Raw genomic sequence first — 26,727 nt, forward strand, 5'->3', positions numbered from 1 at the left:
GACACGCGCCGGGGCCCTGGGCACCGGCAAGACGGAGGCGGTAAGCGTCGCGCCTCAAGCTAGGATGGCCGGCGTGAACTGAACGTGAATCTGAGATTAATGAACAAATCGGTCTCGAAACTCCCGGATTTTCCGAAGGATTCTAACGATCCCGGCCTTTCCGGGCAGACGAATCACGTCCTTCAGCCTTCGGCCGCCGGCGGCGCCATGCCAAAGGACAGTTCACGCGCCGCCGCGATCACCGCCTCGGCCATCGCCTCAAGCCGCGCATCCGACATGCGCAATGTCGGCCCCGAGACCGAGATTCCCGCCGCCGCCTCGCCCGCGAAATCGAAGATCGGCGCGGCGATGCAGCGCATGCCGGGGGTGCGCTCCTCGTTGTCCAGCGCATAGCCGCGGGCGCGGATGCGGGCCAGATCGTCCAGCAGCGCCTGCGGGTCGCTCAGCGTCATCGGCGTGAACCGTTCCAGCGCCATCTCGCGGATCATCCGCTTCAGGTCGGCCGGCCGGGCATGGGCCAGGAGCGCCTTGCCGATCCCCGAGGCATGCAGGGCCGAACGCGTGCCGGGCGGAAAGAAGGCGCGGATCGTCTCATGCGTTTCGGCCTGGCTCAAGAACAGCACCGCCTCGCCGTTCAGGATGCCCAGGTTCGCCGTCTCGCCCGTCACCTCCATCAGCCGGCGCAAGAGCGGCCGCGCCCGCTCGACCAGGCCCGAGCGGCGCATGAAGGCCGAGCCGTGGCGGAAGGCGGTCGGCCCGACATGCCAGGCCTGGGTCTGGCTGTCGCTTTCCGCCACGCCGCGCGCCGCCAGCGTCACCAGAACCCGGTGCACGGTCGAGGGCGCCATCTCCAGCCGCTGCGCGATCTCGGTCAGGGTCAGGCCGTTCGACATCGCGATCAGGTCCAGGATGTCCAGCGCCCTGTCCAGCGCCCGGATGCCGCCCGAATCCTCGGCCCCGAACCCGCCGGCGCGGCCCCTCGGACGGCCGCGTTTCCGAATCTGAACCGACATTCAATTTTTCCTTTCGACAACTTCGCGGATTTCTTGAAAGTCCTCATTCCGCTGTGGAAAAGAGCAACCATCTGATTCAACGCCACTTTACGCTATTTTTCCGCGATTGCGAAATATTTTTCAGAAAAATTGCATCGATGGACAGCAAAACGTAGCTTGGTCCACAAGCGCAGGAGGAATTGCCATGACCAGCCAGAACCCGATCTTCATTCCCGGCCCGACCAACATCCCCGAGGAGATGCGCAAGGCCGTCGACATGCCCACCATCGACCACCGCTCGCCGGTGTTCGGGCGCATGCTGCACCCGGCTCTCGAGGGGGTGAAAAAGGTCCTCAAGACCGAAACGGCGCTGGTTTTCCTGTTCCCCTCGACCGGCACCGGCGGCTGGGAAACCGCGATCACCAACACGCTGTCGCCCGGCGACAAGGTGCTGGCGGCGCGCAACGGCATGTTCAGCCATCGCTGGATCGACATGTGCCAGCGCCACGGGCTCGACGTCACCTATGTCGAGACGCCCTGGGGCGAGGGCATCCCGGCCGACCGCTTCGAGGAAATCCTGACCGCCGACAAGGGCCACGAGATCCGCGTCGTGCTGGCCACGCATAACGAGACCGCGACCGGCGTCAAATCCGACATCGCCGCCGTCCGCCGCGCGCTGGACGCGGCCAAGCACCCGGCGCTGCTGTTCGTCGACGGCGTCAGCTCCATCGGCTCGATGGACTTCCGCATGGACGAATGGGGCGTCGACATCGCCGTCACCGGCTCGCAAAAGGGCTTCATGCTGCCGCCGGGCCTGGCCATCGTCGGCTTCTCGCCCAAGGCAATGGAGGCGGTCGAGAGCGCGCGCCTGCCGCGCACCTTCTTCGACATCCGCGACATGGCGACCGGCTATGCCCGCAACGGCTATCCCTACACGCCGCCGGTCGGGCTGATCAACGGGCTGAACCTCAGCTGCGAGCGGCTGCTGGCCGAGGGGCTCGAGAACGTCTTCGCCCGCCATCGCCGCATCGCCGGCGGCGTGCGCGCCGCGGTCGAGGCCTGGGGGCTGAAGCTCTGCGCCGTCCGCCCCGAGCTTTACTCGGACAGCGTCAGCGCCATCCGCGTCCCCGAGGGCTTCGACGCCAACCTGATCGTCAGCCATGCGCTGGAGACCTATGACATGGCCTTCGGCACCGGCCTGGGCCAGGTCGCGGGCAAGGTGTTCCGCATCGGCCACCTGGGCAGCCTGACCGACGCCATGGCGCTGTCCGGCATCGCCACGGCCGAAATGGTGATGGCCGATCTGGGCCTGCCGATCCGGCTGGGCTCGGGCGTCGCCGCCGCGCAGGAACATTACCGCCAGACCACCGCCGCCGCGCAGAAGAAAGCCGCCTGAGGATGAAGGACGCCATGTATATCCCGACCTATGAGGACATGCTGGCCGCGCATGAGCGGATCAAGCCGCATATCCGCCGCACGCCGATCCGCAGCTCGGACTATTTGAACGAGTTGACCGGCGCGCAGCTGTTCTTCAAATGCGAGAACTTCCAGGAGCCGGGGGCCTTCAAGGTCCGCGGCGCCACCAACGCGGTCTTCGGCCTGGACGAGGCGCAGGCGGCCAAGGGCGTCGCCACGCATAGCTCGGGCAACCATGCCTCTTGCCTGTCCTACGCAGCGATGCTGCGCGGCATCCCCTGCAACGTGGTCATGCCGCGCACCGCGCCGCAGGCCAAGAAAGACACGGTGCGCCGCTATGGCGGTGTCATCACCGAATGCGAGCCCTCGACCAGCTCGCGCGAGGAGACCTTCGCCAAGGTGCAGGCCGAGACCGGCGGCGATTTCGTCCATCCCTATAACGATCCGCGCGTGATCGCCGGCCAGGGCACCTGCGCCAAGGAACTGATGGAACAGGTGGACGGGCTGGAAGCGGTCGTGGCCCCCATCGGCGGCGGCGGCATGATCTCGGGCACCTGCCTGACGCTTGCGACGCTGGCGCCCGAGGTCAAGGTGATCGCGGCCGAGCCCGAGCAGGCCGACGACGCCTATCGCAGCTTCAAGGCCGGCCACATCATCGCCGACGACGCGCCCAAGACCATCGCCGACGGGCTCCTGGTGCCGCTGAAGGATCTGACCTGGCATTTCGTCAAGAACCACGTCAGCGAAATCTACACCGCCTCGGATGCCGAGATCGTCGATGCGATGAAGCTGATCTGGAAGCATCTGCGCATCGTGATGGAGCCTTCCAGCGCCGTGCCGCTGGCCACCATCCTGAAGAACCCCGAAGCCTTCGCCGGCAAGCGTGTCGGCATCATCGTCACCGGCGGCAATGTCGATCTCGACAAGCTGCCGTGGAACTGAACCCGAATTGAGGAGAGTGCCATGAACGCGAAAACGGATTTCTCCGGCTACGAGGTCGGCTACGACATTCCCGCCCTGCCCGGCATGGACGAAAGCGAGATCCAGACGCCCTGCCTGATCCTCGACCTGGACGCGCTGGAGCGCAACGTCAGGAAGATGGGCGACTATGCCAAGGCCCACGGCATGCGCCACCGCAGCCACGGCAAGATGCACAAGTCGGTGGACGTGCAGAAGCTGCAGGAGTCGCTGGGCGGCGCCGTCGGCGTCTGCTGCCAGAAGGTCAGCGAGGCCGAGGTCTTTGCCCGCGGCGGCATCAAGGACGTGCTGGTCACCAACGAGGTGCGCGAGCCGGCCAAGATCGACCGCCTGGCCCGGCTGCCCAAGCTGGGCGCCACGGTGACGGTCTGCGTCGATGACCTGGCCAATATCGCCGACCTCTCGGCCGCCGCGCAGCGCCACGGCACCGAGCTCGGCATCTTCGTCGAGATCGATTGCGGCGCCGGCCGCTGCGGCGTGACCACCAAGGAAGCCGTGGTCGAGATCGCCAAGGCCGCCGATGCCGCCCCGAACCTGACCTTCAAGGGCATCCAGGCCTATCAGGGCGCCATGCAGCACATGGACAGCTTCGAGGACCGCAAGGCCAAGCTGGACGCCGCCATCGCCCAGGTGAAGGAAGCCGTCGACGCGCTGGAGGCCGAGGGGCTCAAGCCCGAATTCGTCTCGGGCGGCGGTACGGGGTCCTATTATTTCGAAAGCAATTCGGGCGTTTACAACGAATTGCAATGCGGCAGCTACGCCTTCATGGATGCCGATTATGGCCGCATCCACGATGCCGAGGGCAAGCGCATCGACCAGGGCGAATGGGAGAACGCGCTGTTCATCCTGACCTCGGTGATGAGCCACGCCAAGCCGCATCTGGCGGTGGTCGATGCCGGCCTCAAGGCGCAGTCGGTCGATAGCGGCCTGCCCTTCGTCTATGGCCGCGACGACGTGAAATACATCAAGTGCAGCGACGAGCACGGCGTGGTCGAGGACAAGGACGGCGTCCTGAAGGTCAACGACAAGCTGCGGCTGGTGCCGGGCCATTGCGACCCGACCTGCAACGTCCATGACTGGTATGTCGGCGTGCGGAACGGCAAGGTCGAGACGGTCTGGCCGGTCTCGGCGCGCGGGAAGGGCTACTGATGCTCGTCGTCGCCGAAAAGGAAATCGCGGGTCTGATGACCCCCGAGGCGGCCTTCGAGGCCATCGAGGCGGTCTTCGCCTCGATGGCCCGGCGCAAGGCCTACAACTTTCCCGTGGTGCGCGAGGCCATCGGCCATGAGGACGCGCTCTACGGCTTCAAGGGCGGCTTCGACGCCTCGGCCCTGACGCTGGGGCTGAAGGCCGGCGGCTACTGGCCGAACAACCAGAAGCACAACCTGATCAACCACCAGTCCACCGTGTTCCTGTTCGACCCGGATACCGGCCGGGTCTCGGCGGCGGTGGGCGGCAACCTGCTGACGGCGCTGCGCACGGCGGCGGCCTCGGCCGTGTCGATCAAGTATCTGGCGCCCAAGGGCGCCAAGGTGCTGGGCATGATCGGCGCCGGCCACCAGTCCGCCTTCCAGATGCGGGCGGCGGCCAATGTGCACCGGTTCGAGAAGGTCATCGGCTGGAACCCGCATCCCGAGATGCTGTCGCGCCTTGCCGATACCGCGGCCGAGCTGGGCCTGCCCTTCGAGGCGGTCGAGCTGGACCGGCTCGGCACCGAGGCCGATGTGATCATCTCGATCACCTCGTCCTTCTCGCCCCTCTTGATGGATCAGCACGTCAAGGGCCCGACGCATGTCGCGGCCATGGGCACCGACACCAAGGGCAAGCAGGAGCTGGACCCGGCGCTGGTCGCGCGCGCCCGGGTCTTCACCGACGAGGTCGCGCAGTCGGTCAGCATCGGCGAATGCCAGCACGCCATCGCCTCGGGCCTGATCCGCGAGGATCAGATCGGCGAGATCGGCGCCGTGGTGGCGGGCGACAACCCGGGCCGCGGGGATGCCGAGGTCACGATCTTCGACGGCACCGGCGTCGGGTTGCAGGACCTCGCGGTGGCCAAGGCGGTCGTCGAACTGGCGAAACACAAGGGGGTGGCGCAAGAGGTCGAAATCTGACCCGTGCCGCTCGCGTCCTGAACAAGGGAGGATAAGGACGTATGCAAGCAGTTGAAACCAATCCTGGGTTCGACCCGGTCGAGGAGCGCATCGCCGCCCCTCGGCTGCTGGCCCTGGGCTTCCAGCACGTGCTGGTCATGTATGCCGGCGCCATCGCGGTGCCGCTGATCGTCGGCCGCGCCCTGCAGCTTTCGCCGCAGGACGTGGCCTTTCTGATTTCCGCCGACCTGTTCGTCTGCGGGATCGTCACCATCATCCAAAGCTTCGGCGCCACGCAATGGTTCGGCATCAAGCTGCCGGTGATGATGGGCGTGACCTTCGCCGCCGTCGGCCCCATGGTCGCCATCGCCTCGTCCAACCCCGGTCAGGAAGGCGCGCGGATGATGTTCGGCGCCATCATGGCGGCGGGCCTCATCTCGATCTTCTTCGCTCCGCTGGTCAGCCGGCTCTTGCGCTTCTTTCCCAGCGTCGTCACCGGCACGGTGATCCTGGTGATCGGCGTCAGCCTGATGCCGGTGGGCATCAACTGGATCTTCGGCCTGCCGGCCGGCCCCACGGCGCCGCAGCTGGTCGATCCCGCCGCCCAGGCCTGGCTGGAGGCCGCCCGCGCCACCGGCGACGTCCCGGAAAGCGTCAAGCTGATGCCGACCGTGCCCAACCCGGAATACGCCTCGCTGTCGCGCATCCTGATCGGCATCACCGTGCTGGCGGCGATCCTGGTGATCGCGCGCTACGCCCGGGGCTTCGTCGCCAATATCGCGGTGCTGCTCGGCATCGTCATCGGCGGGCTGCTGGCGGCGGTCATGGGCATGATGCATTTCGACGGCATCGCCGAGGCCGCCTGGTTCGCGCCGATCAAGCCCCTGCATTTCGGCATGCCGATCTTTGACCCGGTGATGATCCTGACCATGCTGCTGGTCATGTTCGTGACCATGATCGAATCGACCGGCATGTTCCTGGCGCTTTCCGACATCTGCGGCCGCAGGATGACGCCCAAGGCGCTGTCGGCCGGGCTGCGCGTGGACGGGCTGGGCACCGCGATCGGCGGGCTGTTCAACACCTTCCCCTATACCTCCTTCAGCCAGAACGTCGGTCTGGTGGGCGTGACCGGCGTGCGCTCGCGCTTCGTCTGCGTGGCGGGCGGCGCGATCATGATCGTGCTGGGCCTGATCCCCAAGATGGGCGCGCTGGTCGAATCGCTGCCGACCACGGTGCTGGGCGGCGCGGGGCTGGTGATGTTCGGCATGGTCGCCGCGACCGGCATCCGCATCCTCTCGACGGTGGACTTCAAGGGCAACAAGCACAACCTGTTCATTGTCGCCGTCTCGCTGGGCCTCGGCATGGTCCCGATGATCGCGCCCGACTTCAACCAGTGGCTGCCGCATTCGCTGCACACGCTGATCCATTCCGGCATCCTGCTGGCCGCCGTGGCCGCCGTGCTGCTGAACTGGTTCTTCAACGGCGCCCCGCATGCCAGCGACGAGGAAATCGCCGCCGCAGCCCACGCCGCCGAGGCGCATTGATGACGAAACGCCTGCTCATCAGGGGCGCCGAAGTGGTGGTCACCATGGACGGCGCCCGGCGCGAGATCGCAGGCGGGGACATCCTGATCGACGGCGGGGTCATCTCCGCCGTCGGCCCGGGTCTTTCCGCCGAAGGCGCCGAGATCGTCGAGGCCGGGGGCTGCGTCGTCACCCCCGGCTTCGTCAACACCCATCACCACCTGTTCCAGACCCTGACCCGCGCCGTGCCTGCCGCGCAGGATGCGGCGCTGTTCGGCTGGCTGCGCACCCTCTATCCGATCTGGGGCCGCATGGGCCCCGAGGATATCCGGCTGTCCACCCGGATCGGCCTGGCCGAACTGGCGCTCTCGGGCTGCACCTGTTCCTCGGACCACCTCTACCTGTTCCCGAACGGCGCCCGGCTCGACGACAGCATCGAGGCCGCCTCGGAAATCGGCATCCGCTTCACCGCCACCCGCGGCGCCATGTCGATCGGCGAGTCCAAGGGCGGCCTGCCCCCCGACGCGCTGGTCGAGGACGAGGCCGCGATCCTGAAGGACAGCGAGCGCCTGGTCGCGGCCTTCCACGATCCGAATCCCGGCGCCATGGTGCAGGTGGGCCTCGCCCCCTGCTCGCCCTTCTCGGTCAGCCGGGAACTCATGCGCGACGCCGCCATCCTCGCCCGCGAGAAAGGCGTGCGGCTGCACACCCATCTGGCGGAAAACGACGAGGACATCGCCTATTCGCTGGAAAACTTCGGCATGCTGCCCGGCGACTATGCCGAAAGCCTGGGCTGGACCGGCGACGATGTCTGGCACGCGCATTGCGTGAAGCTGTCGGAGAAGGAAATCGACCTCTTCGCCCGCACCGGCACCGGGGTCGCGCATTGCCCCTGTTCGAACGCGCGCCTCGCCTCGGGCATCGCCCCGGTGCGCCGGATGCGCGACGCGGGCGTGCCGGTCGGCCTCGGCGTCGACGGCTCGGCCAGCAACGATTGCAGCCATCTGGGACTCGAGGCGCGGCAGGCCATGCTGGTCGCCCGCCTCAAGGACGGCCCCGCCGCCCTCGGCGCCCGCGAGGCGCTGGAGATCGCCACGCTCGGCGGCGCCCGGGTGCTGGGCCGCAGCGATATCGGCGCGCTGGAACCCGGAAAACGCGCCGATCTGGTGCTCTGGGACGTCTCGGAACTGCCGGCCGCCGGCCAATGGGACCCGGTGGCCGCGCTGGTCTTCTGCGCCCCGATCCGCCCGCGCGCGGTCTATGTCGAGGGCCGCGCCGTGGTGCAGGATCACCACCTGCTGACCGCAGACCCGAATCGCCTGAACGAACAGGCCCGCGCCGCCATCGCCCGGCTCGCGGATTGACAAGGAAAGGACGAAAATGCCCGGTTATCTCACCACCCATGTGCTCGACACCGCCAACGGCACGCCCGCGCAGGGCATGCGGATCGAACTCTACCGCCTCGACCCCGAGCGCCGGCTGATCGCCGAGACCGTCACCAACCACGACGGCCGCACCGACAGGCACATCCTGCCCGAGGCGGAATTCCAGACCGGCGAATACGAACTGGTCTTCCATGTCGGCGCCTGGCTCGACGCCCAGGGACATCAGGCGGCCAAGCCCCGCTTCCTCGACCAGGTGCCCTTGCGCTTCGGCATGTCGGAACAGGACCATTACCATGTGCCGCTGCTGATCTCGCCCTACGGCTTCTCGACCTATCGCGGCAGCTGAGCCGCCGGCGCTTTCTCGGTTTTCCAAATACCCTGGGGGTGAAAGGCCCGGCACGGGCCTGAGGGGGCAAAGCCCCCTCTTTTTCGTTTCCGCAGGGCCCGGCAAAAGATTTTCAACGCATCGTTAAGACAGCAAGGGGAAATGCGTGAATACTCGCAACCCCGCGAAGCGGCTAGTCTTTCCCCAGCTAGACAGGAGACAGAACATGTCCGATTTCGCCGTCATGTGGGATTGGCTCGCCTTTGCCATCCGCTGGACGCATGTCGTCACCGCCATCTGCTGGATCGGCTCGTCCTTCTATTTCGTCGCCCTCGACCTGGGGTTGCGCAAGGTGCCCGGCCTGCCGCCCGGCGCGCATGGCGAGGAATGGCAGGTCCATGGCGGCGGCTTCTACCACATCCAGAAATACCTGGTCGCGCCCGAACGGATGCCCGAGCATCTGATCTGGTTCAAATGGGAAAGCTACATGACCTGGATCTCGGGGGCGGCGCTCCTGATGGTCACCTATTGGGTCGGCTCCGAGCTGTTCCTGATCGACCCCGCCAAGATGGATCTGGCGCCCTGGCAGGCCATCCTGATCTCGGCCGGCTCGCTGTCCATCGGCTGGCTCATCTATACCAACCTGTGCAAGTCGAAGCTGGGCGAGACCCCGACCCTGCTGATGCTGATCCTGTTCGCGCTGCTCATGGTCATGGGCTGGGCCTATAACCAGGTCTTCACCGGCCGCGCGGTCATGCTGCATCTGGGCGCCTTCACGGCGACGATCATGACGGCGAACGTGTTCTTCGTCATCATGCCGAACCAGCGCATCGTCGTCGCCGACCTCAAGGCCGGGCGTCCCGCCGATCCGAAATACGGCAAGATCGCCAAGCTGCGCTCGACGCATAACAACTACCTGACCCTGCCGGTCGTCTTCCTGATGCTGTCGAACCACTATCCGCTGTCCTTCGCCACGGAATACAACTGGGTGATCGCGGGGCTGGTCTTCCTGATGGGCGTGACCATCCGGCATTTCTTCAACACCATGCATGCCGGCGGCGGCATGAAGTGGTGGACCTGGGCGGTGACCACCATCCTGTTCATCGTCGTCATGTGGCTCTCGACCGCGCCGATGTTCCGCCAGACGCTGGAGGAATCCGAGGCCCGAGTCCTGACGCCCACGCAGCAGGCCATGGTCGATGCGCCCGGCTGGGACGAGGCCTATGCAGCGGTCATGGGCCGCTGCAGCATGTGCCACGCCCGCGAGCCGGGCTACGAGGGCATCCATACCGCACCCAAGGGCGTCCTGCTGGAGACCCCCGACGACATCACCCGCGCCGCGCGCGAGATCTATATCCAGGCCGGCGTGACCGATGCCATGCCGCCCGCCAATGTCAGCTTCATGGAGCCGCAGGAACGCCAGGCGATCATCGACTGGTATCGTGGCCTGCCCAGGGCCTTTGCGCTGAACTGACCGGCCGTCGCCGCGGGGTTTGCCCATGCCCCGCCGATCGGCTAATACGCTTCTCCGCCGAACCCGGGGAGAAGAGCATGGACAGCAGCAACGGCTGGGAGGCTTCCGCCGAGGCCTGGATCGCCGACATGGGCGAGACCGGCGATTTCTCGCGCCGCCATGTGCTCGACGCGCCGATGCTGGCCCGCATCCGCGGCCGCGGCTTCCGCAACGCGCTGGACGTGGGCTGCGGCGAGGGACGCTTCTGCCGGATGCTCGGCACCGAGGGCATCGCGGCGACCGGCATCGACCCGACCCCCAAGCTGATCGAGACCGCGCGCAGCCGCGACCGCGCCGGCACCTATCTGCAGGCCCGGGCCGAGGCCCTGCCCCTGCCCGATGCCGGATTCGACCTGGTGGTCAGCTACCTGACGCTCATCGACATCGACGACATCCGCGCCGCCATCGCCGAGATGGTGCGCGTCCTGCGTCCGGGCGGCAGCCTGCTGATCGCCAACCTGAACTCCTTCAGCACGGCGGGCGGCTGGAACGGCGATCCCGGCTCGGGCTACCTGATCGACAATTACCTCGAGGAACGCGCGGAATGGGTCAGCTGGCGCGGCATCCTGATCCGCAACTGGCACCGGCCTTTCCATGCCTATATGCAGGTGCTGCTGGCGCAGGGGCTGCGGCTGGTGCATTTCGACGAGCCCGCCCCGCAGGGCGGCGAGCCGCAGCAGGTGGCGCGCTATCGCCGCGCCCCCTATCTGCACGTCATGGAATGGCAGCGGGACGAGGCGGTCAGGCGAACAGACCCCGCACCTCCCGCGCGATGAAATCGGCGAACAGCCGCACCTTCGGGTCCTGCAGGCGGCGATGCGGCGTCAGCACGCCGAATTGCGAGGGAATCGGCGGGTAGTCCGGCAGCACCTCGACCAGCTGCCCCGCGGCCAGATGCTCGGCCACCTCGTAGCGGGGGCGATTGACGATCCCCCTGCCCCCCAGCGCCCAGTTGCTCAGCACGTCGCCGTCGTCGGCGTCGAACTTGCCGTTCACCAGCAGCTTCTGCGGCCCCTCGGGGGTCTGCAGGACCCAGTAATATTCCGGGCTGCGCGGATAGCGCAGCAGCAGGCAGTTATGCGCGGTCAGGTCCTCGGTGCGCTCGGGGCGGCCATGCGCCTCCAGATAGGCCGGGGTCGCCACCAGCACCCGCCGGCATTCCGCGATCCGCCGCCATTTCAGCGCCGAATCCTGCGGCTCGCCCAGGAAGAAGGCCAGGTCGATCCCGTCGGCGATGATGTCCACGTTGCGGTCCGACAGCCGCAGCCGCACCTCGACGCCGGGATATTCGTCGCAGAATTTCGGCACAAGGGGCGCGATCAGCCGCCGCCCCAGGCCCAGGGGCGCCGTCACCCGCAAGGCGCCATGCGGCATGCCGGAAAAGCCCGAGACCACCGCCTCGGCCTCGTCCAGCGTCTCGATCACCCGCCGGGCATTGTCATAGAAGGCCCGCCCCACCTCGGTCGGCACCAGCTTGCGCGTGGTGCGGTTCAGAAGCCGCACCCCGTAGCGCGTCTCCAGGTCCTTGATGCGGTTCGAGGCCACCGCCGGCGACATGCGCAGGTCGCGCCCGCCGGCGGTGATCGAGCCCAGTTCGACCACCCGGACGAAGACCCGCAGACTTTCAAGATATGGCATGGCTTCAACCCGCCTCTTTCAAGGAATCGCTGAAAGTCTTATGCTCAATCCGAGATTTCGCAAAGAGCAATTCGCATCTAGGCTTTTCCCATACCCAGCCATCCCGAGCGAGGACCGAATGGGCCACGAATTGCGCTTTCTTCTGAACAATACCGAGATCCGCCTGACCGAGGCGGGCTCGCGCGACACGCTGCTGGACTTCCTGCGGCTGAACCGCCGCCTGACCGGCACCAAGGAGGGCTGCGCCGAAGGCGATTGCGGCGCCTGCACCGTTCTGGTCGGCCGGCTGCATGAAGGCCGGCTGCATTACGAGCCGATCAACGCCTGCATCCGCTTCCTGGCCTCGTGCCACGGCTGCCATGTCGTCACCGTCGAGCATCTGCGCGGCGCCGATGGCGGGCTGCACCCGGTCCAGGCCGCCATGGTCGAGCATCACGGCAGCCAATGCGGCTTCTGCACGCCGGGCTTCGTCATGGCGCTTTACGGGCTGTGGATGCAGAACCCGCGCCCGGACATGCTGGCGATCGAGACGGCGCTGCAGGGCAACCTGTGCCGCTGCACCGGCTACGAGCCGATCGTGAAGGCCGCCTTCGCCGCCTCGGAAGCCGGCGGGCAGCACATGGACGCGCTGACCGTCGAGCGCGACCGCGTCACCGCCGCCCTGCAAGCCATCCCGGCCGAGCGGGTCGAGGTCTCGCGCGGCGAGGACCGCGCCATCCTGCCGGCCGATGCCGCCGACCTTGCGCAGGTGCTGGCCGAGAATCCCAAGGCGACCATCGTCGCGGGCGCCACGGACGTGGGCCTGTGGGTGACGAAATTCCTGCGCGACATCTCTCCGGCCGTGTTCATCGGCCATCTGCAGGACCTCAAGCGGATCGAACTCGCGGACGGCCGGATCACCATCGGCGCCGGCGTGACCTATACCGAGTTCGAGCCCTTCCTGCGCGAACATTTCCCCGAGGCGGTGGATTACTGGCTGCGCATCGGCGGCTGGCAGGTCAGGAACGCCGGCACCATCGGCGGCAATGTCGCCAACGGCTCGCCCATCGGCGAGACGCCGCCCCTGCTGATCGCGCTGGGGGCCACGCTGCGGCTGCGCAGCGCCGAGGGGACGCGGGAATTGCCCATCGAGGATTACTTCATCGAATACGGCAAGCAGGACCGCCGCCCCGGCGAATTCGTCGAGGCGATCACCGTGCCGCTGAAGGGCGAGGCGAAGATCGCCGCCTACAAGGTCAGCAAGCGCCATCACGCCGACATCACCGCCTCGGCCGCCGCCTTCCGGGTGGAAACCGACGGCGCCACGATCATCGACGCCCGCGTCGCCTTCGGCGGCATGGCCGCGACGCCGAAACGCGCCACCCAGGCCGAGGCGGCGCTGAAGGGCCAGCCCTTCACCGCCGAGACCTTCGAGGCCGCCGCGCGTGCGGTCGCAAACGACTTCCAGCCGCTCAGCGACTGGCGGGCCAGCAAGGAATATCGCCAGCAACTCGCCGCCAACTTCTTCCGCCGCTTCTGGCTTGAACAGCAGGGCGCAGACCACCGCCTGAGGAGGGTCGAATGAAACAGGACGTTTTCGTCAAGGGCGCCGCCCATACCCCCATCATCCACGACTCGGCCGTGAAACATGTCACCGGCCAGGCCGATTACACCGACGACCTGCTGGAGCCGGTCGGCACGCTGCACGCCTATCTGGGCCTTTCCACCGTCGCGCATGGCCGCATCGTCTCGATGGATCTCGACGCGGTGCGCAAGGCCCCCGGCGTGCATCTGGTGCTGACCGCCGCGGACATTCCCGGCCATAACGACATCTCGCCCACCGGGCTGCACGACGAGCCGCTGCTGGCCGAGGACGAGGTGCAGTTCCATGGCCAGCCGATCTTCGCCGTGGTGGCCGAGACCCGCGACCAGGCCCGCCGCGCCTGCCAGCTGGCCCGCGTGGAATACGAGGAACTGCCCTTCGCCATCGACGCCATCTCGGCCCGCGACGCCGGGCTGGGCTATGTGACCAAGCCGCTGAAGCTCAAGCGCGGCGACATGGCCGAAATGGACCGCGCGCCCCGGCGCATGTCCGGCCGGCTGACGGTCGGCGGGCAGGAACATTTCTACCTGGAAAGCCAGATCGCCTTCTCGATCCCCGGCGAAGACGACGAGGTCGTGGTCAACATCTCGACCCAGCATCCCAGCGAGGTGCAGCACATGGTCGCCCATGTGCTGGGCGTGCCCTCGAACGCCGTGGTCGTGAACGTGCGCCGCATGGGCGGCGGCTTCGGCGGCAAGGAATCGCAGATGAACCCCTTCGCCTGCATCTCGGCGCTGGCTGCCAAGAAGCTCAAGCGCGCCGTCAAGCTGCGCCCCGACCGCGACGACGATTTCTCGATCACCGGCAAGCGCCACGATTTCGTCATCGACTACGAGGTGGGCTATGACGAGACCGGCAAGATCCACGCCGTCGATGCCGATTTCTATGCCCGCTGCGGCTTTTCCTCGGACCTCTCCGGGCCGGTGACCGACCGGGCGCTGTTCCATGCCGACAACGCCTATTACTACCCGGCGGTCGAGCTGCGCAGCCATCCGATGAAGACCAACACCTGCTCGAACACCGCCTTCCGCGGCTTCGGCGGCCCGCAGGGCGTGGTCATGGCCGAGCGCATCGTCGAGGACATCGCCTATCAGCTCGGCCGCGACCCGCTGGAGATCCGCAAGCTGAACCTCTACGAGAACGGCCAGCTCACCCCCTATCACCAGGAGGTCGAGGACCAGATCCTGCCGCGCATCTTCGAGGAGCTGGAGGCCAGCAGCGACTATCACGCCCGCCGCCAGGCGGTGCTGGACTGGAACGCGCGCGCCGAAAGCGAGGGCGGCGCGATCCGCAAGGGGATCGCCCTGACCCCGGTCAAGTTCGGCATCAGCTTCACCGCGACCTGGTACAACCAGGCCGGCGCGCTCATCCACATCTATTCCGACGGCTCGATCCACCTGAACCACGGCGGCACCGAGATGGGCCAGGGCCTGAACACCAAGGTCGCGCAGGTGGTGGCCGAGGCGCTGGGGGTCAGCATCGACCGCATCAGGATCACCAAGACCACGACCGAGAAGGTGCCGAACACCTCGGCCACCGCGGCCTCGTCGGGCTCGGACCTGAACGGCATGGCGGCGCTGGACGCCTGCCGGCAATTGATCGAGCGGCTGACCGCCTTCGCCGCCGAGGCCAGGGGCGTGCCGCCCGAACTGGTCAGCATCGGCGAGACGGTGCAGATCGGCAACGAGGAAATGCCCTTCGAGGATTTCATCAACACCGCCTATCTGGCGCGGATCCAGCTGTCGGCCGCGGGCTTCTACAAGACCCCCAAGATCCACTGGAACCGCGACACCGGGCAGGGCCGGCCCTTCTATTACTTCGCCTATGGCGCCGCCTGTTCCGAGGTCTCGGTCGATACGCTGACCGGCGAATATGTCATCGAGCGCGCCGACGTGCTGCATGACGTGGGCCGCAGCCTGAACCCGGCGCTGGACAAGGGCCAGGTCGAGGGCGCCTTCGTGCAGGGCACCGGCTGGCTGACCAGCGAGGAACTCTGGTGGGACCAGAAGGGCCGGCTGCGCACCCACGCCCCCTCGACCTACAAGATCCCGCTGGCCTCGGACCGGCCCAAGGTCTTCAACGTCGCATTGGCCGACTGGTCGGTGAACCGCGAGGCGACGATCAAGCGGTCGAAAGCGGTGGGCGAGCCGCCCTTCATGCTGGGCATCTCGGTCTTCCAGGCGCTGAACATGGCGGTGGCGAGCTTCAACGGCTACCGCGAAAACCCGCGCATCGACGCGCCCGCCACCCCCGAGCGCGTGCTGATGGCCATCGAGCGGCTGCGGCCATGATCCGGGTCGAGATCACCCGCACGCGCGGCTCCTCGCCGCGCGAGAAAGGGGCGGCGATGTTCGTCACCCCCGAGGGACTGACCGGCACCATCGGCGGCGGCCAGCTGGAATATATGGCCATCGACCGCGCCCGGCAGATGCTGGCGCGCGGCGAGACCGCCGCCCGCATGGACGTGCCCCTGGGCCCCGAGATCGGCCAATGCTGCGGCGGAAGGGTCGAGCTTGCCCTGACCCGCGTGGCCGAAGCCCCGGCCGGCCCCGAGCATCCGCAGGTGCTGATCTTCGGCGCCGGCCATGTCGGCCGGGCGCTTGCCAAGGCCCTGGCGCTCCTGCCGCTGCGCGCGGTCCTGATCGACCAGCGCGCAAGCGAACTGGCGCAAGCGACCGGCGAGACCCGCCTGACCCCCCTGCCCGAGGCCGAGATCCGCAACGCGCCCTTCGGCACCAGCCACATCATCGTCACCCATGACCACGCGCTGGACTTCCTGCTGGCGGCCGAGGCGCTGCGCCGCCTGGACGCGCCCTATATCGGCATGATCGGCAGCCGGACAAAACTGGCGCAGTTCCGCCGCTTCGCCCGCGCCCAGGGGCTCGACACCGACCGGCTGACCTGCCCCATCGGCGCCGGCTGGTCGCGCGACAAGCGCCCCGAGGTCATCGCCGCCTTCACCGCCGCCGAGATCATCGGCCGCCTGACCGAAACCGTTTCACCGTTTGAAAAATACTCATGCGACAGCTGATCCGGGGGCGCACGCTCTCCTTCCACGCCGACCCCGCCGAGGTCGAGAACGCCTTCACCTATCACGAGGACGGCGCCGTCATCACCGAGAACGGCAAGATCGCGGCCATCGGCGACTATGCCAGCCTGCGCGACCCCGCCCTGCCGGAGATCGACCACCTGCCGCACCTGATCCTGCCCGGCTTCATCGACACCCATATCCATTTCCCGCAGGTGCAGGTGATCGCCAGCTGGGGGGCGCAGCTGCTCGACTGGCTCAACACCTATACCTTCCCCGAGGAATCGCGCTTCGCCCAGCAGGGCCATGCGCCGCTGATGGCCGAGAAGTTCCTCGACCTGCTGCTTTCGCACGGCACCACCACCGCCGTCGCCTTCTGCTCGGTGCATCCGCAATCGGCCGAGGCGCTGTTCCAGGCCGCCGAGGCGCGGGGCATGGCGATGGTCGCCGGCAAGGTGATGATGGACCGCAATGCCCCCGAGGCGGTTCTGGACACCCCGCAACAGGGCTATGACGACAGCAAGCGGCTGATCGAAACATGGCACGGCCGCGGCCGCCTGCGCTATGCCATCACCCCGCGCTTCGCCATCACCTCGACGCCCGAGCAGATGGAGATGACCGGGCAGCTGGTGCGCGAACATCCCGATTGCCATATCCAGACGCATCTGTCCGAGAACAAGGACGAGATCGCCTTCACCCTCAGCCTCTATCCGCAGGCGCGCGACTATCTCGACATCTACGAGACCTATGGGTTGCTTTCGGATAAGCTGCTGCTCGGCCATTCCATCCACCTGGAACCGCGCGAGATCGCCCGCATGGCCGAGACCGGTTCGCGCGCGGTGTTCTGCCCGACCTCGAACCTGTTCCTGGGCTCGGGCCTTTTCGACGAGGCGGGCCTGCGCGCCGCGGGCGTAGTCAGCGGCATCGCCACCGATGTCGGCGGCGGCACCAGCTACTCGATGCTGCAGACCCTGAACGAGGGCTACAAGATCCTGCAGCTGCGCGGCCAGAAGCTGCATCCCTATGCCGCCTTCCACTGGGTGACACGCGGCAATGCCTTGGCGCTCGGCATGGCCGACCGCATCGGCACGCTCGACCCCGGCAGCGATGCCGACCTGGTGGTGCTCGACAGCCGCGCCACGCCTGCGATGGCGCTGCGCATGGACCGGGCCGAGACCCTGGCCGAAGAGCTTTTCATCCTGCAGATCCTCGGCGACGACCGCGCCATCGCCCAGACCTATGTTGCCGGAAAACCGATGCTCGGGTGAGGTGGGGACTAAGGGTGCCAAAGAAAGGATAAGCATGCGCAAGCGAAAGCAATCGTGTGCGCAAGGCCGTCAAGCGGATTTTCTCCGGCGGGCTGATTTGCACCAGCAGATCGGCCACTTCGCTGCGATCGTAGATGCGCGCGCTGCGGCCCGCCGGGACGATTCCGCGCGCATCAAGGGAAACCGGCAAAGACCCCATATTCCAATGAATCAATGACTTAGAGATACTGTCACCTCCTGGTGGACTGGCCGATGGTCACCACGCGTTCGGGCGCGTCGTCGAACACGAGGGTCTGGCCGCAATTCCCGATGGAAAGCGGATAATCGGTCGCCGGCGCCATGCCCGCCGCAAGACCGCAGATCGCAACAGCGCCGAAACGGCTTCTGAGGGCCATTCTCTGTCTCCGATGAGGGGAAAAACGCTCACCGGCAGCGCGGCCCTGGAAAAGGGCACGCCTCAGCAGCAATATTGCAGGGAAAACTCAGACGTCTGGCGCGCGTGCCGCATCGCGCGCTATAGAGACAGGGGAAAGGGTTTTCGGTGAGCAGAATCGCGCCATCATCTGCACGCGTTCGTCCGGCTTGCGGCCGGGTGCTGGCGCTGCTCATGGTGTTGCCCTTCGTGCTGCTGTCGCTGATGGCGCAAGGCACGATGGTCGCGGCCGGGCCGACGCCGCAAAGCTTCATGGTGGTGCTTTGCGCCGATCACCTGCCGGTCGAGATGGTGCTGGACGATGACGGCAGCGTCATCACGGCCGATGAATACCGCGCCCGGCAGGATGCGCCCATCCCCAAGACGCCGAAGCCGCCCTGCGACTGGTCGGCCCACGCCCAGCCGGTTCTGGAGACGGCGCCCACGGTGCAATCGGCCAAGCCGGATGCACCCCGTCCCGCCGAACCGGCACCCGCCCATGACTTGCGCATCCTGCGCGCGCAGGTGCTGGCGCCCTCGGCCCGGGGGCCGCCCGCCGTCTGATCCTCGCCATCGCCCACTGGGGGCGGTGAACGCAGTTTCAGACACGAGATAGAACCATGAAATCCAGAATTCTGGCCGCCCCGATGCTGGGCGCGCTTTTCCTTGGCTTCCTTGCCGCCTCGGCCTCGGCCGATCCCGTAACGCATGGAGATCTGCTGCTTTCGGACGGCTATGTCCGCGCCATGCCGCCCAATGCGCCGGTGGCAGGCGGCTATGTCACCATCGCCAACAACGGCAGCCAGGACGACCGCCTGGTCGCGGCCCGTTCGCCGCGGGCGGGCGCGGTGCAGATCCACGAGATGACCATGAACGGCGACGTGATGAAGATGCGCGAACTGCCCGATGGCCTGCCGGTCCCGGCGGGCGGCTCGGTCGAGCTGAAGCCCGGCGGCTATCACCTGATGTTCATGCAGGTCGCGGAACCCTTTGCCGAGGGCGAGACCGTCGAGGCGACGCTGGTCTTCGAGAAGGCGGGCGAAATCGCCCTGCCGTTCGCGGTGCGCGCCATGAATGCCGCGCCCGCAGGCCACCAGGGCCACGCCTCGGATCATTCGGGCCATTGAGCGCCCGCTCCCAGCCAATATCGGCCCTGCCTCGGCGGGCCGCCGCATGTGCGAGGACTCCATGTCTGCAATTCCCGATACCGCTCGCCAGGGTGTGGGCGATCTCTATCGCGCCGTCTGGCGCTGGCATTTCTACGCCGGGCTGCTGGTGCTGCCCTTCATGATCACGCTGTCGATCACCGGCGCGATGTATGTCTTCCGCGACGAGATCGATAACTGGTATCACGCCGACCTCAAGCGCGTGCAGGTGCAGGACAGCCAGAGGCTGGCACCGACCGCGCAGGTCGCCTCGGCCCTGGATGCGGTTCCGGGCACGGCGGTCAAATACACCGACCCGGCCGACCCCGGCGCCTCGACCGAGGTCACCGTCAGCACGGATCGCGGCAGGATGGCGGTCTATGTGAACCCCTATAACGGCCTGGTGCTGGGGGCGATGCCGGACCGCACGACCCTGATGTGGACGGTCCGCACGCTGCACAGCTTCAAGTATTTCGGCACCTGGACGCGCTATCTCATCGAGATCGCGGCGGGCTGGTCGATCCTGCTGGTCGGCACCGGCATCTGGCTGTGGTGGCCGCGCGGGCAACAGGGCGGCATCGTCTCGGTCCGGGGCCGGCCGCAGCGGCGGGTATTCTGGCGCGACCTGCATGCGGTGACGGGGCTGTTCGTGGGCTTCTTCATCGTCTTCCTGGCCGTCACGGGCATGCCTTGGTCGGGGGTCTGGGGCGGCAAGGTGAACGAATGGGCCAACGGCAATAATTTCGGCTATCCGAACGGAGTGCGGATGAACGTGCCGATGTCGCAGCAGAAGCTGGATGAGATTGCCAAGACCTCCTGGTCGCTGGAACAGGCGCAGATCCCTGAAAGCCCGGTGCCCGGCGGCACCCCGATCACGCTGGACGATGCGGTCGCGACCTTCGACCGGCTGGGCCTGCATCGCGGCTATGCCGTCGGCCTGCCGCAAAAGCCCGAAGGCGTGTTCAGCGGTTCGGTCTATCCCGACGACCTGAGCCGGCAGCGCGTGGTGCATCTGGACCAGTATGGCGGGCAGCCGCTGCTGGACATGGGCTATGCCGATTACGGCCCGCTGGGGAAATGGCTGGAATGGGGCATCAACACCCATATGGGCCAGACCTTCGGCGTGCTGAACCAGATCATCCTGCTGGCGGCCTGCGCGGCCATCGTGCTGCTGGCGGTCTCGGCCGCGGTGATGTGGTGGAAGCGCAGGCCCTCGGGTTCGCTCGGCGTGCCGCCGCTGCCGCAGGACCGGCGGGTGTTTCGCGGCCTGATCGCGATCCTCGCGGTCGGCGGCGTGATCTTCCCGCTGGTCGGCGCCTCGCTGCTGGTCATGCTGGCGCTGGACATGGCCTATGTCCGGCTGTCGAGGCGTAACCCCGCGGTTGCGGCCTGATCCGCTATCGCCGTGTCCACAGTGACTTCTCCCTCGCGCGGCTCCGATCGGGCTGCGCGAGAAACCCCGCACAAAGATGTGTCATGTCACCCTAGCACTACTTTGGCAGAAGTCTGTTGAGCATTTTTCGCCACTTCCTACGGCAGTGGGGACAGCTGGGCGGCGGCTGGCTGAGCTGGATCAAGATCGTCTTCCTGAGAGCTGGCAGGCTCGGTTGCGGCGGGGCAGCTGGGGCCCTTTTTTCCGACCCGCTGCCTTCAGGCGTCGGGCTTGCAGGAAGGCGAACGCGAGCATGGTCCTAAGCGCATGTGCGCAGCGCAGCTGCGCGCTTTGGCGGCATCCTGGCCGACGCCGGCCATGGCCTGTCTGGCCCGTTCCGGCAGGCGCTCACCGAGCGTGGACTGACCTGGGCCGTGGGCATCCCTCACAAGCAGAAGGTCTACCCGGCCAAGGTTGCCCTGATCTTCCCGGTCGCGGGCGACCGCGCAAGAACCATGTCCCCGATGTCCCATCTCGTCCGGCGCAGGAGATGCTTGAGAAGGCGAAGTGGCAGGCCGTGAGTTGGCGGCGCGGCACGAAAGGCAGGCTCTCAGCCCGGTTCGCTGCCATGCGTGTCCGCGTCGCCGACGGACCGCCGCAGCGCGCCTCGATCAGGCTAGGCCACCGCCCGGCGGTAAAGATGCCATGTCGCATGGCCGAGGATGGGCAGGACGACGATCAGCCCGGCGAACAGCGGGATCATCCCCAGCACCAGCGAAACAGCCACGATCAGCCCCCAGAGGGCTGTCGTCCCCGGATTGCGGCGCGCCACGGCAAGCGAGGTCGCCAGCGCCACCGGCACCCCCACCGGGCGGTCGATCAGCATCGGAAACGACACCAGGCTGACGCAGAGCACCACGGCCGCGAAGACGAAGCCGACAGCGAACCCGGCCAGGATCATCGTCCAGCCCGCGCTGCTGGTGACGGCGTCGCGCAGGAAGACGAGGAGGCTGTCATAGGGCTCGGGTCCGAGGGTGACGGCCCAGATCGCATGGGCGGCGATAAGCCAGAAGGCGAAGATCACCGCAAGAAGGCAGCCCAGCGCCAGCACCGGCCCCAGCACCCGGCCGCTCAGCGTGGCCAGCACCGCGCCCCAATCCGTCTCCTCGCCCCGCTCGCGCCGCCGGCTCATCTCGTAGAGGCCGAGAGCCGCGACCGGCCCGATCAGGGGAAAGCCCGCGGCCAGCGGAAAGAGCAGATGCACCTGTCCGGCGTTGAACGCCCAGGCTGCAAGGACGAAGCCGATCACCGGATAAAGCGCCACCGCGGTGATCACATCGGTGCGGAGCGCGCCGAAATCCTCGACGCCCTTGCGAAGCGCCGCGCGAATGTCGCCCAGGCCGATCTGGTTGACCTCGGGCAGGGCCATCTCGTGGCTGCCGATCCCGTCCACCGCCGCGCCGGCGCCGCGGCCGATGCCGGCGAGCCTCTGCGCGCTCCAGCTGAGCGGGTTTCCAATCGTTTCTCGGTGCATGGCTGCATCCTCCCTTCCTGGAGGGCCCGGAACCGGGCGAGGCGCCAGCCGGAGAACCCGGCTCGCCGCCCGCGAACATGTCGGGCCGAACCGTCCTCGGCCGTCAGTCTAGCAGATGCAGCGTCAGGTTGCACGCCCGGAATCGACGCGATTACGCGCTTCCCGCCCTTGGCCGCGCAGGCCGCCCCACCGGCGGCATCCGCATGCTGCGCCCCGGCTGCCGGGAGAGGTCAGCCCGCCTGGCCGTCCTTCAACGGGTGCTCGACCAGCGCGAACCCCGCCGTGGCGAGGATGATCGCGCGCAGGAGAACCGGTTCTGCCCTCAAACGGTCGCGGCACGAGTGAAGCCTTCGGTGCGCGGCGTCTATCGGCTGGTGGCCGATGGCGGCGAGCGACATGTTCAGCTGCGGGACGGCTTCATGGCCGATGGCGCGGACAAGCAGCAAACGGACAGGCGGGAACGCGCTTTCCTGGCAGCTTGGCCGCAAGGACTATACGGTTTCCATCCTGAAGGCCGCCTTGCCAGCCGTGCCGCATGGACTGGCCGAAAGAGAGAGAGAGGAGAGCCGGGATGCAGATATTCCTCCAGGACAGTCACGCTTATCCGGGCTGTCACGCAAGATTGCCCGCTGATCCACCTGCAGGCGAGATCGACATTGTCCTGTGCTTTGCCGACGGGATCGAGGCGCCAGGCCGCCTCGCCCCATCGGCTGACGGTCTTGGGCTGGAAATCGCAAGCTATCGCACCGCGGCGGGAACCTCGATCCCGCGCAAGACATGGTTGCTGCGGCAGGACGATGCGGGCTGGAAAATAACCGCAAGATGCGCGGACCTCGCATAAGGCAGGTGCCGCATGGCCTCCGCGGCATTGCGCGGCGCGCCGGTATCAGCGCATGCGTGATCACCAGTACCGTTCTCGGCTCCGGTCGGTCGGGACCCCGCCCCCATATCGCCCGACCGAGATGATCGACGGCCTCGACGATGACGGCAAAAGGCCAACCCGCTGCTTGCCTTACACAAGCCGGCCGGACAGCTGCGGCGGTCAGGCGCCCGTGCCTTCCAGCCGCGATTGCGACAGTTTCAGCAGCCCCTTCTGCAGCAGGATGAACACCAGCAGCAGCACGCCGATGACGATCTTCGTCCACCAGCTCGACAGCGTGCCGTCGAAGACGATGTAGGTCTGGATCAGCCCCATGGTCAGCACGCCGACCAGCGTGCCGAACATGTAGCCCGCGCCTCCGGTCAGCAATGTGCCGCCGATCACCACCGCCGCGATGGCGGTCAGCTCCGTTCCCACCGTCGCCAGCGAATAGCCCGAGCCGGTATAGATCGAGAACACGATGCCCGAGAGCCCGGCCATCAGCCCGGAAAAGGCATAGACCAGCATCGTCGTGCGCCCCTGCCGCACGCCCATCAGCCGCGCCGTGGCCTCGCCGCCGCCAAGCGCATAGACGGATGCGCCGAAGCGGGTCTTGTGGGCGACGACCATGCCCGCCAGCACCGTCAGCAGCATGACGACGCCGATCAGCGTCAGCCGGCCCTTGCCGGGCATCAGCCAATAGGCCGATTGCAGGGTCTTGTAGAAGGGATGCGCGATCGGCACCGAGTCGATCGACAGCATATAGGCCGCGCCGCGGGCCAGGAACATGCCGGCCAGCGTGACGATGAAGGCGGGCATGGCCAGCCGGTCGATCAGGAAGCCCATGGCCGCGCCGAAGGCGGTGGTCAGCGCCAGGAGCAGGGCGAAGACGACCAGCGGGTGCAGCGATGTCTCGCGCAGGATCACGGCGATGAAGACGCCGGAAAAGGCGATGACGCTGCCCACCGACAGGTCGATGCCGCCCGACAGGATCACCAGCGTCATGCCGACGGCGACGATGCCCAGATAGGCGTTGTCGGTCAGCAGGTTGCCGATCACCCGCGTCGAAAGGATGTTGGGGAATTGCAGCCAGCACAGCAGATAGGCCAGCAGGAAGATGACGACGGTCGCGTAAAGCGGCAGGGCGCGGGTGTTCATTTCGCGGCTCCTCGGTGCAGCGCGGCCTCGCGGCTGGCACGGTGGCTGTCGCGCCACAGCCGCCATTCCCCGGCGATGCGCGGCGATTGCAGCACCAGGATCACCAGCACCAGCCCGGCCTTGATGACCAGGTTGTATTCGGACGGGAACCCGGCCAACAGGATGCCGGTGTCGATGGTCTGGATGATCAGCGCCCCGATCAGCGAGGCGATGATGGAGAACCGCCCGCCCAGCAGGGAATTGCCGCCGATCACCACGGCGAGGATGGCGTCGAGCTCCAGCCACAGCCCGGCATTGTTGGCGTCGGCGCCGCGGATGTCGGCGGTGACGACGATCCCGGCCAGCGCCGCGCAAAGCCCCGAGACGACATAGACCGCGATCAGCAGCACCGTGGCGTTCACCCCGGCCAGGGCGCTGGCGCGGCGGTTGATGCCGATGGATTCGACCAGCAGGCCAAGCGCGGTGCGCCGCATCAGCGCCGCCATGCCCAGACCGCAGGCCAGCCACAGCCAGGCCGGCACCGGCAGGCCCAAGAGGCTGCCCGAGCCGAAGAAGGCGAAGCCCGCGTCGTTGAAGGTCAGGATGCGGCCTTCGGTGATCAGCTGGGCGATGCCGCGCCCCATGGTCATCAGGATCAGCGTGGCGACGAAGGGCTGGATGCCGACCACGGCGACCAGCAGCCCGTTCCACAGCCCGGCGAGCGCGCCGGCGGCCAGCGCCAAGAGCAGCGCGGGCACCAGCCCCCAGCCGCCGGCCACGGCCGAGGCGGCGACCGCGCCGCAGATCGCCATGGTGGTGCCGACCGACAGGTCGATGCCGCGCGTGGCGATGACCAGCGTCATACCCACCGCCAGCAGCGCCACCGGCGCGCCGCGCTTCAAGACGTCGATCATCGGCCCGACCAGCCGGTCGCCGCTGATGCCGATCTTCAGGAAACCCGGATAGAACACCGTCACCAGCGCCACCAGCAGCGCCAGCGCCACCAGTTGCGGGGCGATGCGCTTCAGCAGGGTCATGCCGCCACCTCCCCGCCGGCGATGGCGCGCATGATCTCGGCCCCGGTCAGGCGCGGCCCCGAAAGCTCCGCGACATGGCGGCGGTCGCGCAGCACGATCACCCGGTCGGCGCTGGCGACCAGCTCGTCGATCTCGCTCGAGACCAGCAGGATCGACATGCCGGCCTGGGTCAGCGCGCGGATCAGGCGCAGGATCTCGGCATGGGCGCCGACGTCGATGCCGCGCGTCGGCTCGTCCAGGATCAGGAAGCGCGGGTTCATCGCCAGCCAGCGGGCAAGGATGGCCTTTTGCTGGTTGCCGCCGGACAGCTCGCCGATAGGCTTTTCCCGGCCCGAGGTGCGGATGTCGAGCCGCTTGATATAGTCGTCGGCGATGCGGTTCTGTTCGCTGCGCGGGATGGGCCGCGCCCAGCCGCGCCGGGCCTGCAGGCCCAGGATGATGTTCTCGCGGATCGACAGTTCGGCGACGATGCCGTCGGTCTTGCGCTCTTCGGGGACGAAGCCGAACCCTTCGGCGATGGCGGCGCGCGGGCTGGACAGGTCCAGCCGGGACTGCGCGTCGCTGGCCTCGCCCGATTGCGCGGGACGCACGCCGAACATCATCTCGGCGCTTTCCGTGCGGCCCGAGCCCAGCAGGCCCGCCAGCCCCACCACCTCGCCCTGCCCCACGGTCAGGTCGAAGGGCTCGACCACGCCGCGCCGGCCGAAGCCGCGGAATTCCAGCAGGGGAGGACGGGCGGCGGCGGTCCGGGCGGCCTGCTCGGCCACCTCATGCTCCAGCGCGCGGCCCAGCATGTGCTCGATCAGCTTCACCCGGTCCAGCTCGGCCGTGCGCTCGGTGACGATCTTGCGGCCGTTCCGCAGCACGGTCACGCGGTCGGTCAGGTCGAACACCTGGTCGAGGAAATGCGACACGAAGACGATGCCCAGGCCGCGCTCGCGCAGCCCCCGCACCACGTCGAAGACCATGCGCACCTCGGCCGCGTCCAGGCTGGCGGTCGGCTCGTCCAGGATCAGCACCTTGCCCGACAGCGCCACGGCGCGGGCGATGGCGACGATCTGCTGGATGGCGACGGAATAGCTGCCCAGGTCGCGGTCCACGTCGATATCCAGGCCATAGGGCCGCAGCGTCTCGCGCGCCCCGGCCCGCAGGGCGCGGCTGTCGATCAGCCCCCAGCGGCGCGGCTCGCGGCCGAACATCAGGTTCTGCGCCACGGTCAGGTTGGGCAGCAGGTTTACCTCTTGATAGACGGTGCCGATGCCCTGCTCCTGCGCCTCGACGGTCGATTGCGGGTCGATCTGCGCGCCGTCCAGGGTGATTGTGCCGCCGTCGCGGCGATAGGCGCCGGTCAGGCATTTGATCAGCGTGGACTTGCCGGCGCCGTTCTCGCCCAGCAGCGCATGGACCTCGCCGGCGGCCAGGTCGAAATCCACCGCGTCGAGCGCCTTCGTTCCCGGGAATGTCTTGGTCAAAGACCGGATGGTCAGCAGCAT

25 protein-coding genes and 1 pseudogene are annotated in these 26,727 nt (G+C 67.5%); 18 read left to right on the top strand and 8 right to left on the bottom strand.

The annotated features are described in order from the left end of the window. Positions 1–182: 182 nt before the first annotated feature. Positions 183–1,013, bottom strand: coding sequence for an HTH-type transcriptional regulator BhcR (bhcR, locus tag L632_RS0111350; RefSeq protein WP_028712352.1), 831 nt, complete (start codon positions 1,011–1,013; stop codon positions 183–185). A gap of 184 nt (positions 1,014–1,197) precedes the next feature. Here bhcR and bhcA point away from each other — a divergent pair, with 184 nt between their 5' ends. The 9 genes from bhcA to L632_RS22560 all read left to right on the top strand — a co-directional run bounded on the left by bhcA (position 1,198) and on the right by L632_RS22560 (position 10,998). Continuing rightward, entirely contained in the window at positions 1,198–2,388 is a 1,191-nt protein-coding gene (bhcA, locus tag L632_RS0111355; RefSeq protein WP_028716825.1) for an L-aspartate--glyoxylate aminotransferase BhcA, read from the top strand. A gap of 2 nt (positions 2,389–2,390) precedes the next feature. Beyond that, positions 2,391–3,350: a beta-hydroxyaspartate dehydratase BhcB gene (gene bhcB, locus L632_RS0111360; RefSeq protein WP_028712350.1), complete on the top strand. Its 960-nt coding sequence runs from the start codon at positions 2,391–2,393 to the stop codon at positions 3,348–3,350. A gap of 21 nt (positions 3,351–3,371) precedes the next feature. Then, complete coding sequence (gene bhcC / locus L632_RS0111365) at positions 3,372–4,535, top strand: 3-hydroxy-D-aspartate aldolase BhcC (protein WP_024844790.1); 1,164 nt, start codon at positions 3,372–3,374, stop codon at positions 4,533–4,535. Beyond that, the gene (gene bhcD / locus L632_RS0111370) at positions 4,535–5,497 is read left to right on the top strand and encodes an iminosuccinate reductase BhcD (protein ID WP_028712349.1); all 963 of its coding nucleotides are present in this window, start codon (positions 4,535–4,537) and stop codon (positions 5,495–5,497) included. The genes bhcC and bhcD overlap by 1 nt, the downstream gene beginning before the upstream one ends. Positions 5,498–5,538: 41 nt before the next feature. Further along, positions 5,539–7,020: a nucleobase:cation symporter-2 family protein gene (locus L632_RS0111375; protein ID WP_028716826.1), complete on the top strand. Its 1,482-nt coding sequence runs from the start codon at positions 5,539–5,541 to the stop codon at positions 7,018–7,020. Next, a complete protein-coding gene (locus L632_RS0111380; RefSeq protein WP_028712347.1) occupies positions 7,020–8,363 on the top strand; it encodes an 8-oxoguanine deaminase in 1,344 nt (447 codons plus the stop codon). The genes L632_RS0111375 and L632_RS0111380 overlap by 1 nt, the downstream gene beginning before the upstream one ends. A gap of 16 nt (positions 8,364–8,379) precedes the next feature. After that, entirely contained in the window at positions 8,380–8,730 is a 351-nt protein-coding gene (gene uraH, locus L632_RS0111385) for a hydroxyisourate hydrolase (RefSeq protein ID WP_028712346.1), read from the top strand. A 205-nt stretch (positions 8,731–8,935) separates the two neighbouring features. Further along, positions 8,936–10,183: a urate hydroxylase PuuD gene (locus L632_RS0111390; RefSeq protein ID WP_028712345.1), complete on the top strand. Its 1,248-nt coding sequence runs from the start codon at positions 8,936–8,938 to the stop codon at positions 10,181–10,183. A gap of 77 nt (positions 10,184–10,260) precedes the next feature. Next, positions 10,261–10,998, top strand: a complete 738-nt coding sequence (locus L632_RS22560) for a class I SAM-dependent methyltransferase (RefSeq protein WP_028712344.1) — start codon at positions 10,261–10,263, stop codon at positions 10,996–10,998. Here the strand turns inward: L632_RS22560 and L632_RS0111400 are convergent. Beyond that, positions 10,964–11,860: a LysR family transcriptional regulator gene (locus tag L632_RS0111400; RefSeq protein WP_028716827.1), complete on the bottom strand. Its 897-nt coding sequence runs from the start codon at positions 11,858–11,860 to the stop codon at positions 10,964–10,966. The two genes, L632_RS22560 and L632_RS0111400, sit on opposite strands and share 35 nt — an antisense overlap. Before the next feature lie 118 nt (positions 11,861–11,978). On the opposite strand from L632_RS0111400, the gene xdhA reads away from it, so the two are divergent. From xdhA to guaD, 4 genes are read left to right on the top strand one after another with little or no spacing between them, the layout of a single operon-like run. Next, a complete protein-coding gene (xdhA, locus tag L632_RS0111405) occupies positions 11,979–13,424 on the top strand; it encodes a xanthine dehydrogenase small subunit (protein ID WP_028712342.1) in 1,446 nt (481 codons plus the stop codon). Beyond that, positions 13,421–15,733: a xanthine dehydrogenase molybdopterin binding subunit gene (xdhB, locus tag L632_RS0111410; protein ID WP_028716828.1), complete on the top strand. Its 2,313-nt coding sequence runs from the start codon at positions 13,421–13,423 to the stop codon at positions 15,731–15,733. The genes xdhA and xdhB overlap by 4 nt, the downstream gene beginning before the upstream one ends. Next, positions 15,730–16,473 (top strand): xanthine dehydrogenase accessory protein XdhC, encoded by a 744-nt coding sequence (xdhC, locus tag L632_RS0111415; RefSeq protein WP_028716829.1) that lies wholly within the window; start codon positions 15,730–15,732, stop codon positions 16,471–16,473. Before xdhB ends, xdhC begins: the two co-directional genes overlap by 4 nt. Then, on the top strand, positions 16,461–17,738 hold the full coding sequence (guaD, locus tag L632_RS0111420) for a guanine deaminase (protein WP_028712339.1): 1,278 nt from the start codon (positions 16,461–16,463) through the stop codon (positions 17,736–17,738). Before xdhC ends, guaD begins: the two co-directional genes overlap by 13 nt. A gap of 230 nt (positions 17,739–17,968) precedes the next feature. Here guaD and L632_RS24330 read toward each other — a convergent pair whose 3' ends face one another. Then, positions 17,969–18,133, bottom strand: a complete 165-nt coding sequence (locus tag L632_RS24330; protein WP_232215674.1) for a hypothetical protein — start codon at positions 18,131–18,133, stop codon at positions 17,969–17,971. Between the two features lie 146 nt (positions 18,134–18,279). Here L632_RS24330 and L632_RS22565 point away from each other — a divergent pair, with 146 nt between their 5' ends. The 4 genes and pseudogenes from L632_RS22565 to L632_RS23845 all read left to right on the top strand — a co-directional run. Beyond that, positions 18,280–18,714 (top strand): hypothetical protein, encoded by a 435-nt coding sequence (locus tag L632_RS22565; protein WP_156929438.1) that lies wholly within the window; start codon positions 18,280–18,282, stop codon positions 18,712–18,714. A gap of 56 nt (positions 18,715–18,770) precedes the next feature. Continuing rightward, entirely contained in the window at positions 18,771–19,277 is a 507-nt protein-coding gene (locus L632_RS22570) for a copper chaperone PCu(A)C (RefSeq protein ID WP_051416176.1), read from the top strand. A gap of 61 nt (positions 19,278–19,338) precedes the next feature. After that, on the top strand, positions 19,339–20,688 hold the full coding sequence (locus L632_RS0111440) for a PepSY domain-containing protein (protein ID WP_028712337.1): 1,350 nt from the start codon (positions 19,339–19,341) through the stop codon (positions 20,686–20,688). 308 nt (positions 20,689–20,996) lie between these two features. Further along, a pseudogene (locus L632_RS23845) lies at positions 20,997–21,331 on the top strand (transposase); the annotation flags it as partial. Positions 21,332–21,343: 12 nt separating this feature from the next. Here L632_RS23845 and L632_RS0111445 read toward each other — a convergent pair. Together L632_RS0111445 and L632_RS0111450 are read right to left on the bottom strand one after the other, a co-directional pair. Beyond that, a complete protein-coding gene (locus tag L632_RS0111445; RefSeq protein ID WP_028712336.1) occupies positions 21,344–22,201 on the bottom strand; it encodes a DUF2189 domain-containing protein in 858 nt (285 codons plus the stop codon). 230 nt (positions 22,202–22,431) lie between these two features. Then, complete coding sequence (locus tag L632_RS0111450; RefSeq protein WP_156929437.1) at positions 22,432–22,599, bottom strand: hypothetical protein; 168 nt, start codon at positions 22,597–22,599, stop codon at positions 22,432–22,434. 173 nt (positions 22,600–22,772) lie between these two features. Here L632_RS0111450 and L632_RS24335 point away from each other — a divergent pair, with 173 nt between their 5' ends. Next, a complete protein-coding gene (locus L632_RS24335) occupies positions 22,773–23,042 on the top strand; it encodes a hypothetical protein (protein ID WP_156929436.1) in 270 nt (89 codons plus the stop codon). Positions 23,043–23,243: 201 nt separating this feature from the next. Here the strand turns inward: L632_RS24335 and yjfF are convergent, their stop codons facing one another. From yjfF to L632_RS0111465, 3 genes are read right to left on the bottom strand one after another with little or no spacing between them, the layout of a single operon-like run. Further along, on the bottom strand, positions 23,244–24,218 hold the full coding sequence (yjfF, locus tag L632_RS0111455; protein WP_028716830.1) for a galactofuranose ABC transporter, permease protein YjfF: 975 nt from the start codon (positions 24,216–24,218) through the stop codon (positions 23,244–23,246). Continuing rightward, on the bottom strand, positions 24,215–25,234 hold the full coding sequence (locus L632_RS0111460; RefSeq protein ID WP_028716831.1) for an ABC transporter permease: 1,020 nt from the start codon (positions 25,232–25,234) through the stop codon (positions 24,215–24,217). The genes yjfF and L632_RS0111460 overlap by 4 nt, the downstream gene beginning before the upstream one ends. Beyond that, entirely contained in the window at positions 25,231–26,727 is a 1,497-nt protein-coding gene (locus L632_RS0111465) for a sugar ABC transporter ATP-binding protein (protein ID WP_028716832.1), read from the bottom strand. Before L632_RS0111465 ends, L632_RS0111460 begins: the two co-directional genes overlap by 4 nt.

The sequence above is a fragment of the Paracoccus sp. J39 genome, from assembly GCF_000518925.1.
Classification (GTDB): Bacteria; Pseudomonadota; Alphaproteobacteria; order Rhodobacterales; family Rhodobacteraceae; genus Paracoccus.

What these genes read in the sequence shown, in the direction of transcription:
- bhcR (WP_028712352.1), bottom strand. Translation starts at nt 1,013, where the DNA reads ATGTCGGTTCAGATTCGGAAACGCGGCCGTCCGAGGGGCCGCGCCGGC.
- xdhB (WP_028716828.1), top strand. Translation starts at nt 13,421, where the DNA reads ATGAAACAGGACGTTTTCGTCAAGGGCGCCGCCCATACCCCCATCATC.
- L632_RS22560 (WP_028712344.1), top strand. Translation starts at nt 10,261, where the DNA reads ATGGACAGCAGCAACGGCTGGGAGGCTTCCGCCGAGGCCTGGATCGCC.
- guaD (WP_028712339.1), top strand. Translation starts at nt 16,461, where the DNA reads ATGCGACAGCTGATCCGGGGGCGCACGCTCTCCTTCCACGCCGACCCC.
- bhcD (WP_028712349.1), top strand. Translation starts at nt 4,535, where the DNA reads ATGCTCGTCGTCGCCGAAAAGGAAATCGCGGGTCTGATGACCCCCGAG.
- yjfF (WP_028716830.1), bottom strand. Translation starts at nt 24,218, where the DNA reads ATGAACACCCGCGCCCTGCCGCTTTACGCGACCGTCGTCATCTTCCTG.
- L632_RS0111380 (WP_028712347.1), top strand. Translation starts at nt 7,020, where the DNA reads ATGACGAAACGCCTGCTCATCAGGGGCGCCGAAGTGGTGGTCACCATG.
- bhcB (WP_028712350.1), top strand. Translation starts at nt 2,391, where the DNA reads ATGAAGGACGCCATGTATATCCCGACCTATGAGGACATGCTGGCCGCG.
- L632_RS22570 (WP_051416176.1), top strand. Translation starts at nt 18,771, where the DNA reads ATGAAATCCAGAATTCTGGCCGCCCCGATGCTGGGCGCGCTTTTCCTT.
- L632_RS0111450 (WP_156929437.1), bottom strand. Translation starts at nt 22,599, where the DNA reads ATGTCGCTCGCCGCCATCGGCCACCAGCCGATAGACGCCGCGCACCGA.
- L632_RS0111460 (WP_028716831.1), bottom strand. Translation starts at nt 25,234, where the DNA reads ATGACCCTGCTGAAGCGCATCGCCCCGCAACTGGTGGCGCTGGCGCTG.
- L632_RS0111440 (WP_028712337.1), top strand. Translation starts at nt 19,339, where the DNA reads ATGTCTGCAATTCCCGATACCGCTCGCCAGGGTGTGGGCGATCTCTAT.
- L632_RS24330 (WP_232215674.1), bottom strand. Translation starts at nt 18,133, where the DNA reads ATGGCCCTCAGAAGCCGTTTCGGCGCTGTTGCGATCTGCGGTCTTGCG.
- xdhA (WP_028712342.1), top strand. Translation starts at nt 11,979, where the DNA reads ATGGGCCACGAATTGCGCTTTCTTCTGAACAATACCGAGATCCGCCTG.
- L632_RS0111375 (WP_028716826.1), top strand. Translation starts at nt 5,539, where the DNA reads ATGCAAGCAGTTGAAACCAATCCTGGGTTCGACCCGGTCGAGGAGCGC.
- L632_RS0111400 (WP_028716827.1), bottom strand. Translation starts at nt 11,860, where the DNA reads ATGCCATATCTTGAAAGTCTGCGGGTCTTCGTCCGGGTGGTCGAACTG.
- L632_RS0111465 (WP_028716832.1), bottom strand. Translation starts at nt 26,727, where the DNA reads ATGCTGCTGACCATCCGGTCTTTGACCAAGACATTCCCGGGAACGAAG.
- xdhC (WP_028716829.1), top strand. Translation starts at nt 15,730, where the DNA reads ATGATCCGGGTCGAGATCACCCGCACGCGCGGCTCCTCGCCGCGCGAG.
- L632_RS24335 (WP_156929436.1), top strand. Translation starts at nt 22,773, where the DNA reads ATGCAGATATTCCTCCAGGACAGTCACGCTTATCCGGGCTGTCACGCA.
- L632_RS0111445 (WP_028712336.1), bottom strand. Translation starts at nt 22,201, where the DNA reads ATGCACCGAGAAACGATTGGAAACCCGCTCAGCTGGAGCGCGCAGAGG.
- bhcA (WP_028716825.1), top strand. Translation starts at nt 1,198, where the DNA reads ATGACCAGCCAGAACCCGATCTTCATTCCCGGCCCGACCAACATCCCC.
- uraH (WP_028712346.1), top strand. Translation starts at nt 8,380, where the DNA reads ATGCCCGGTTATCTCACCACCCATGTGCTCGACACCGCCAACGGCACG.
- L632_RS0111390 (WP_028712345.1), top strand. Translation starts at nt 8,936, where the DNA reads ATGTCCGATTTCGCCGTCATGTGGGATTGGCTCGCCTTTGCCATCCGC.
- bhcC (WP_024844790.1), top strand. Translation starts at nt 3,372, where the DNA reads ATGAACGCGAAAACGGATTTCTCCGGCTACGAGGTCGGCTACGACATT.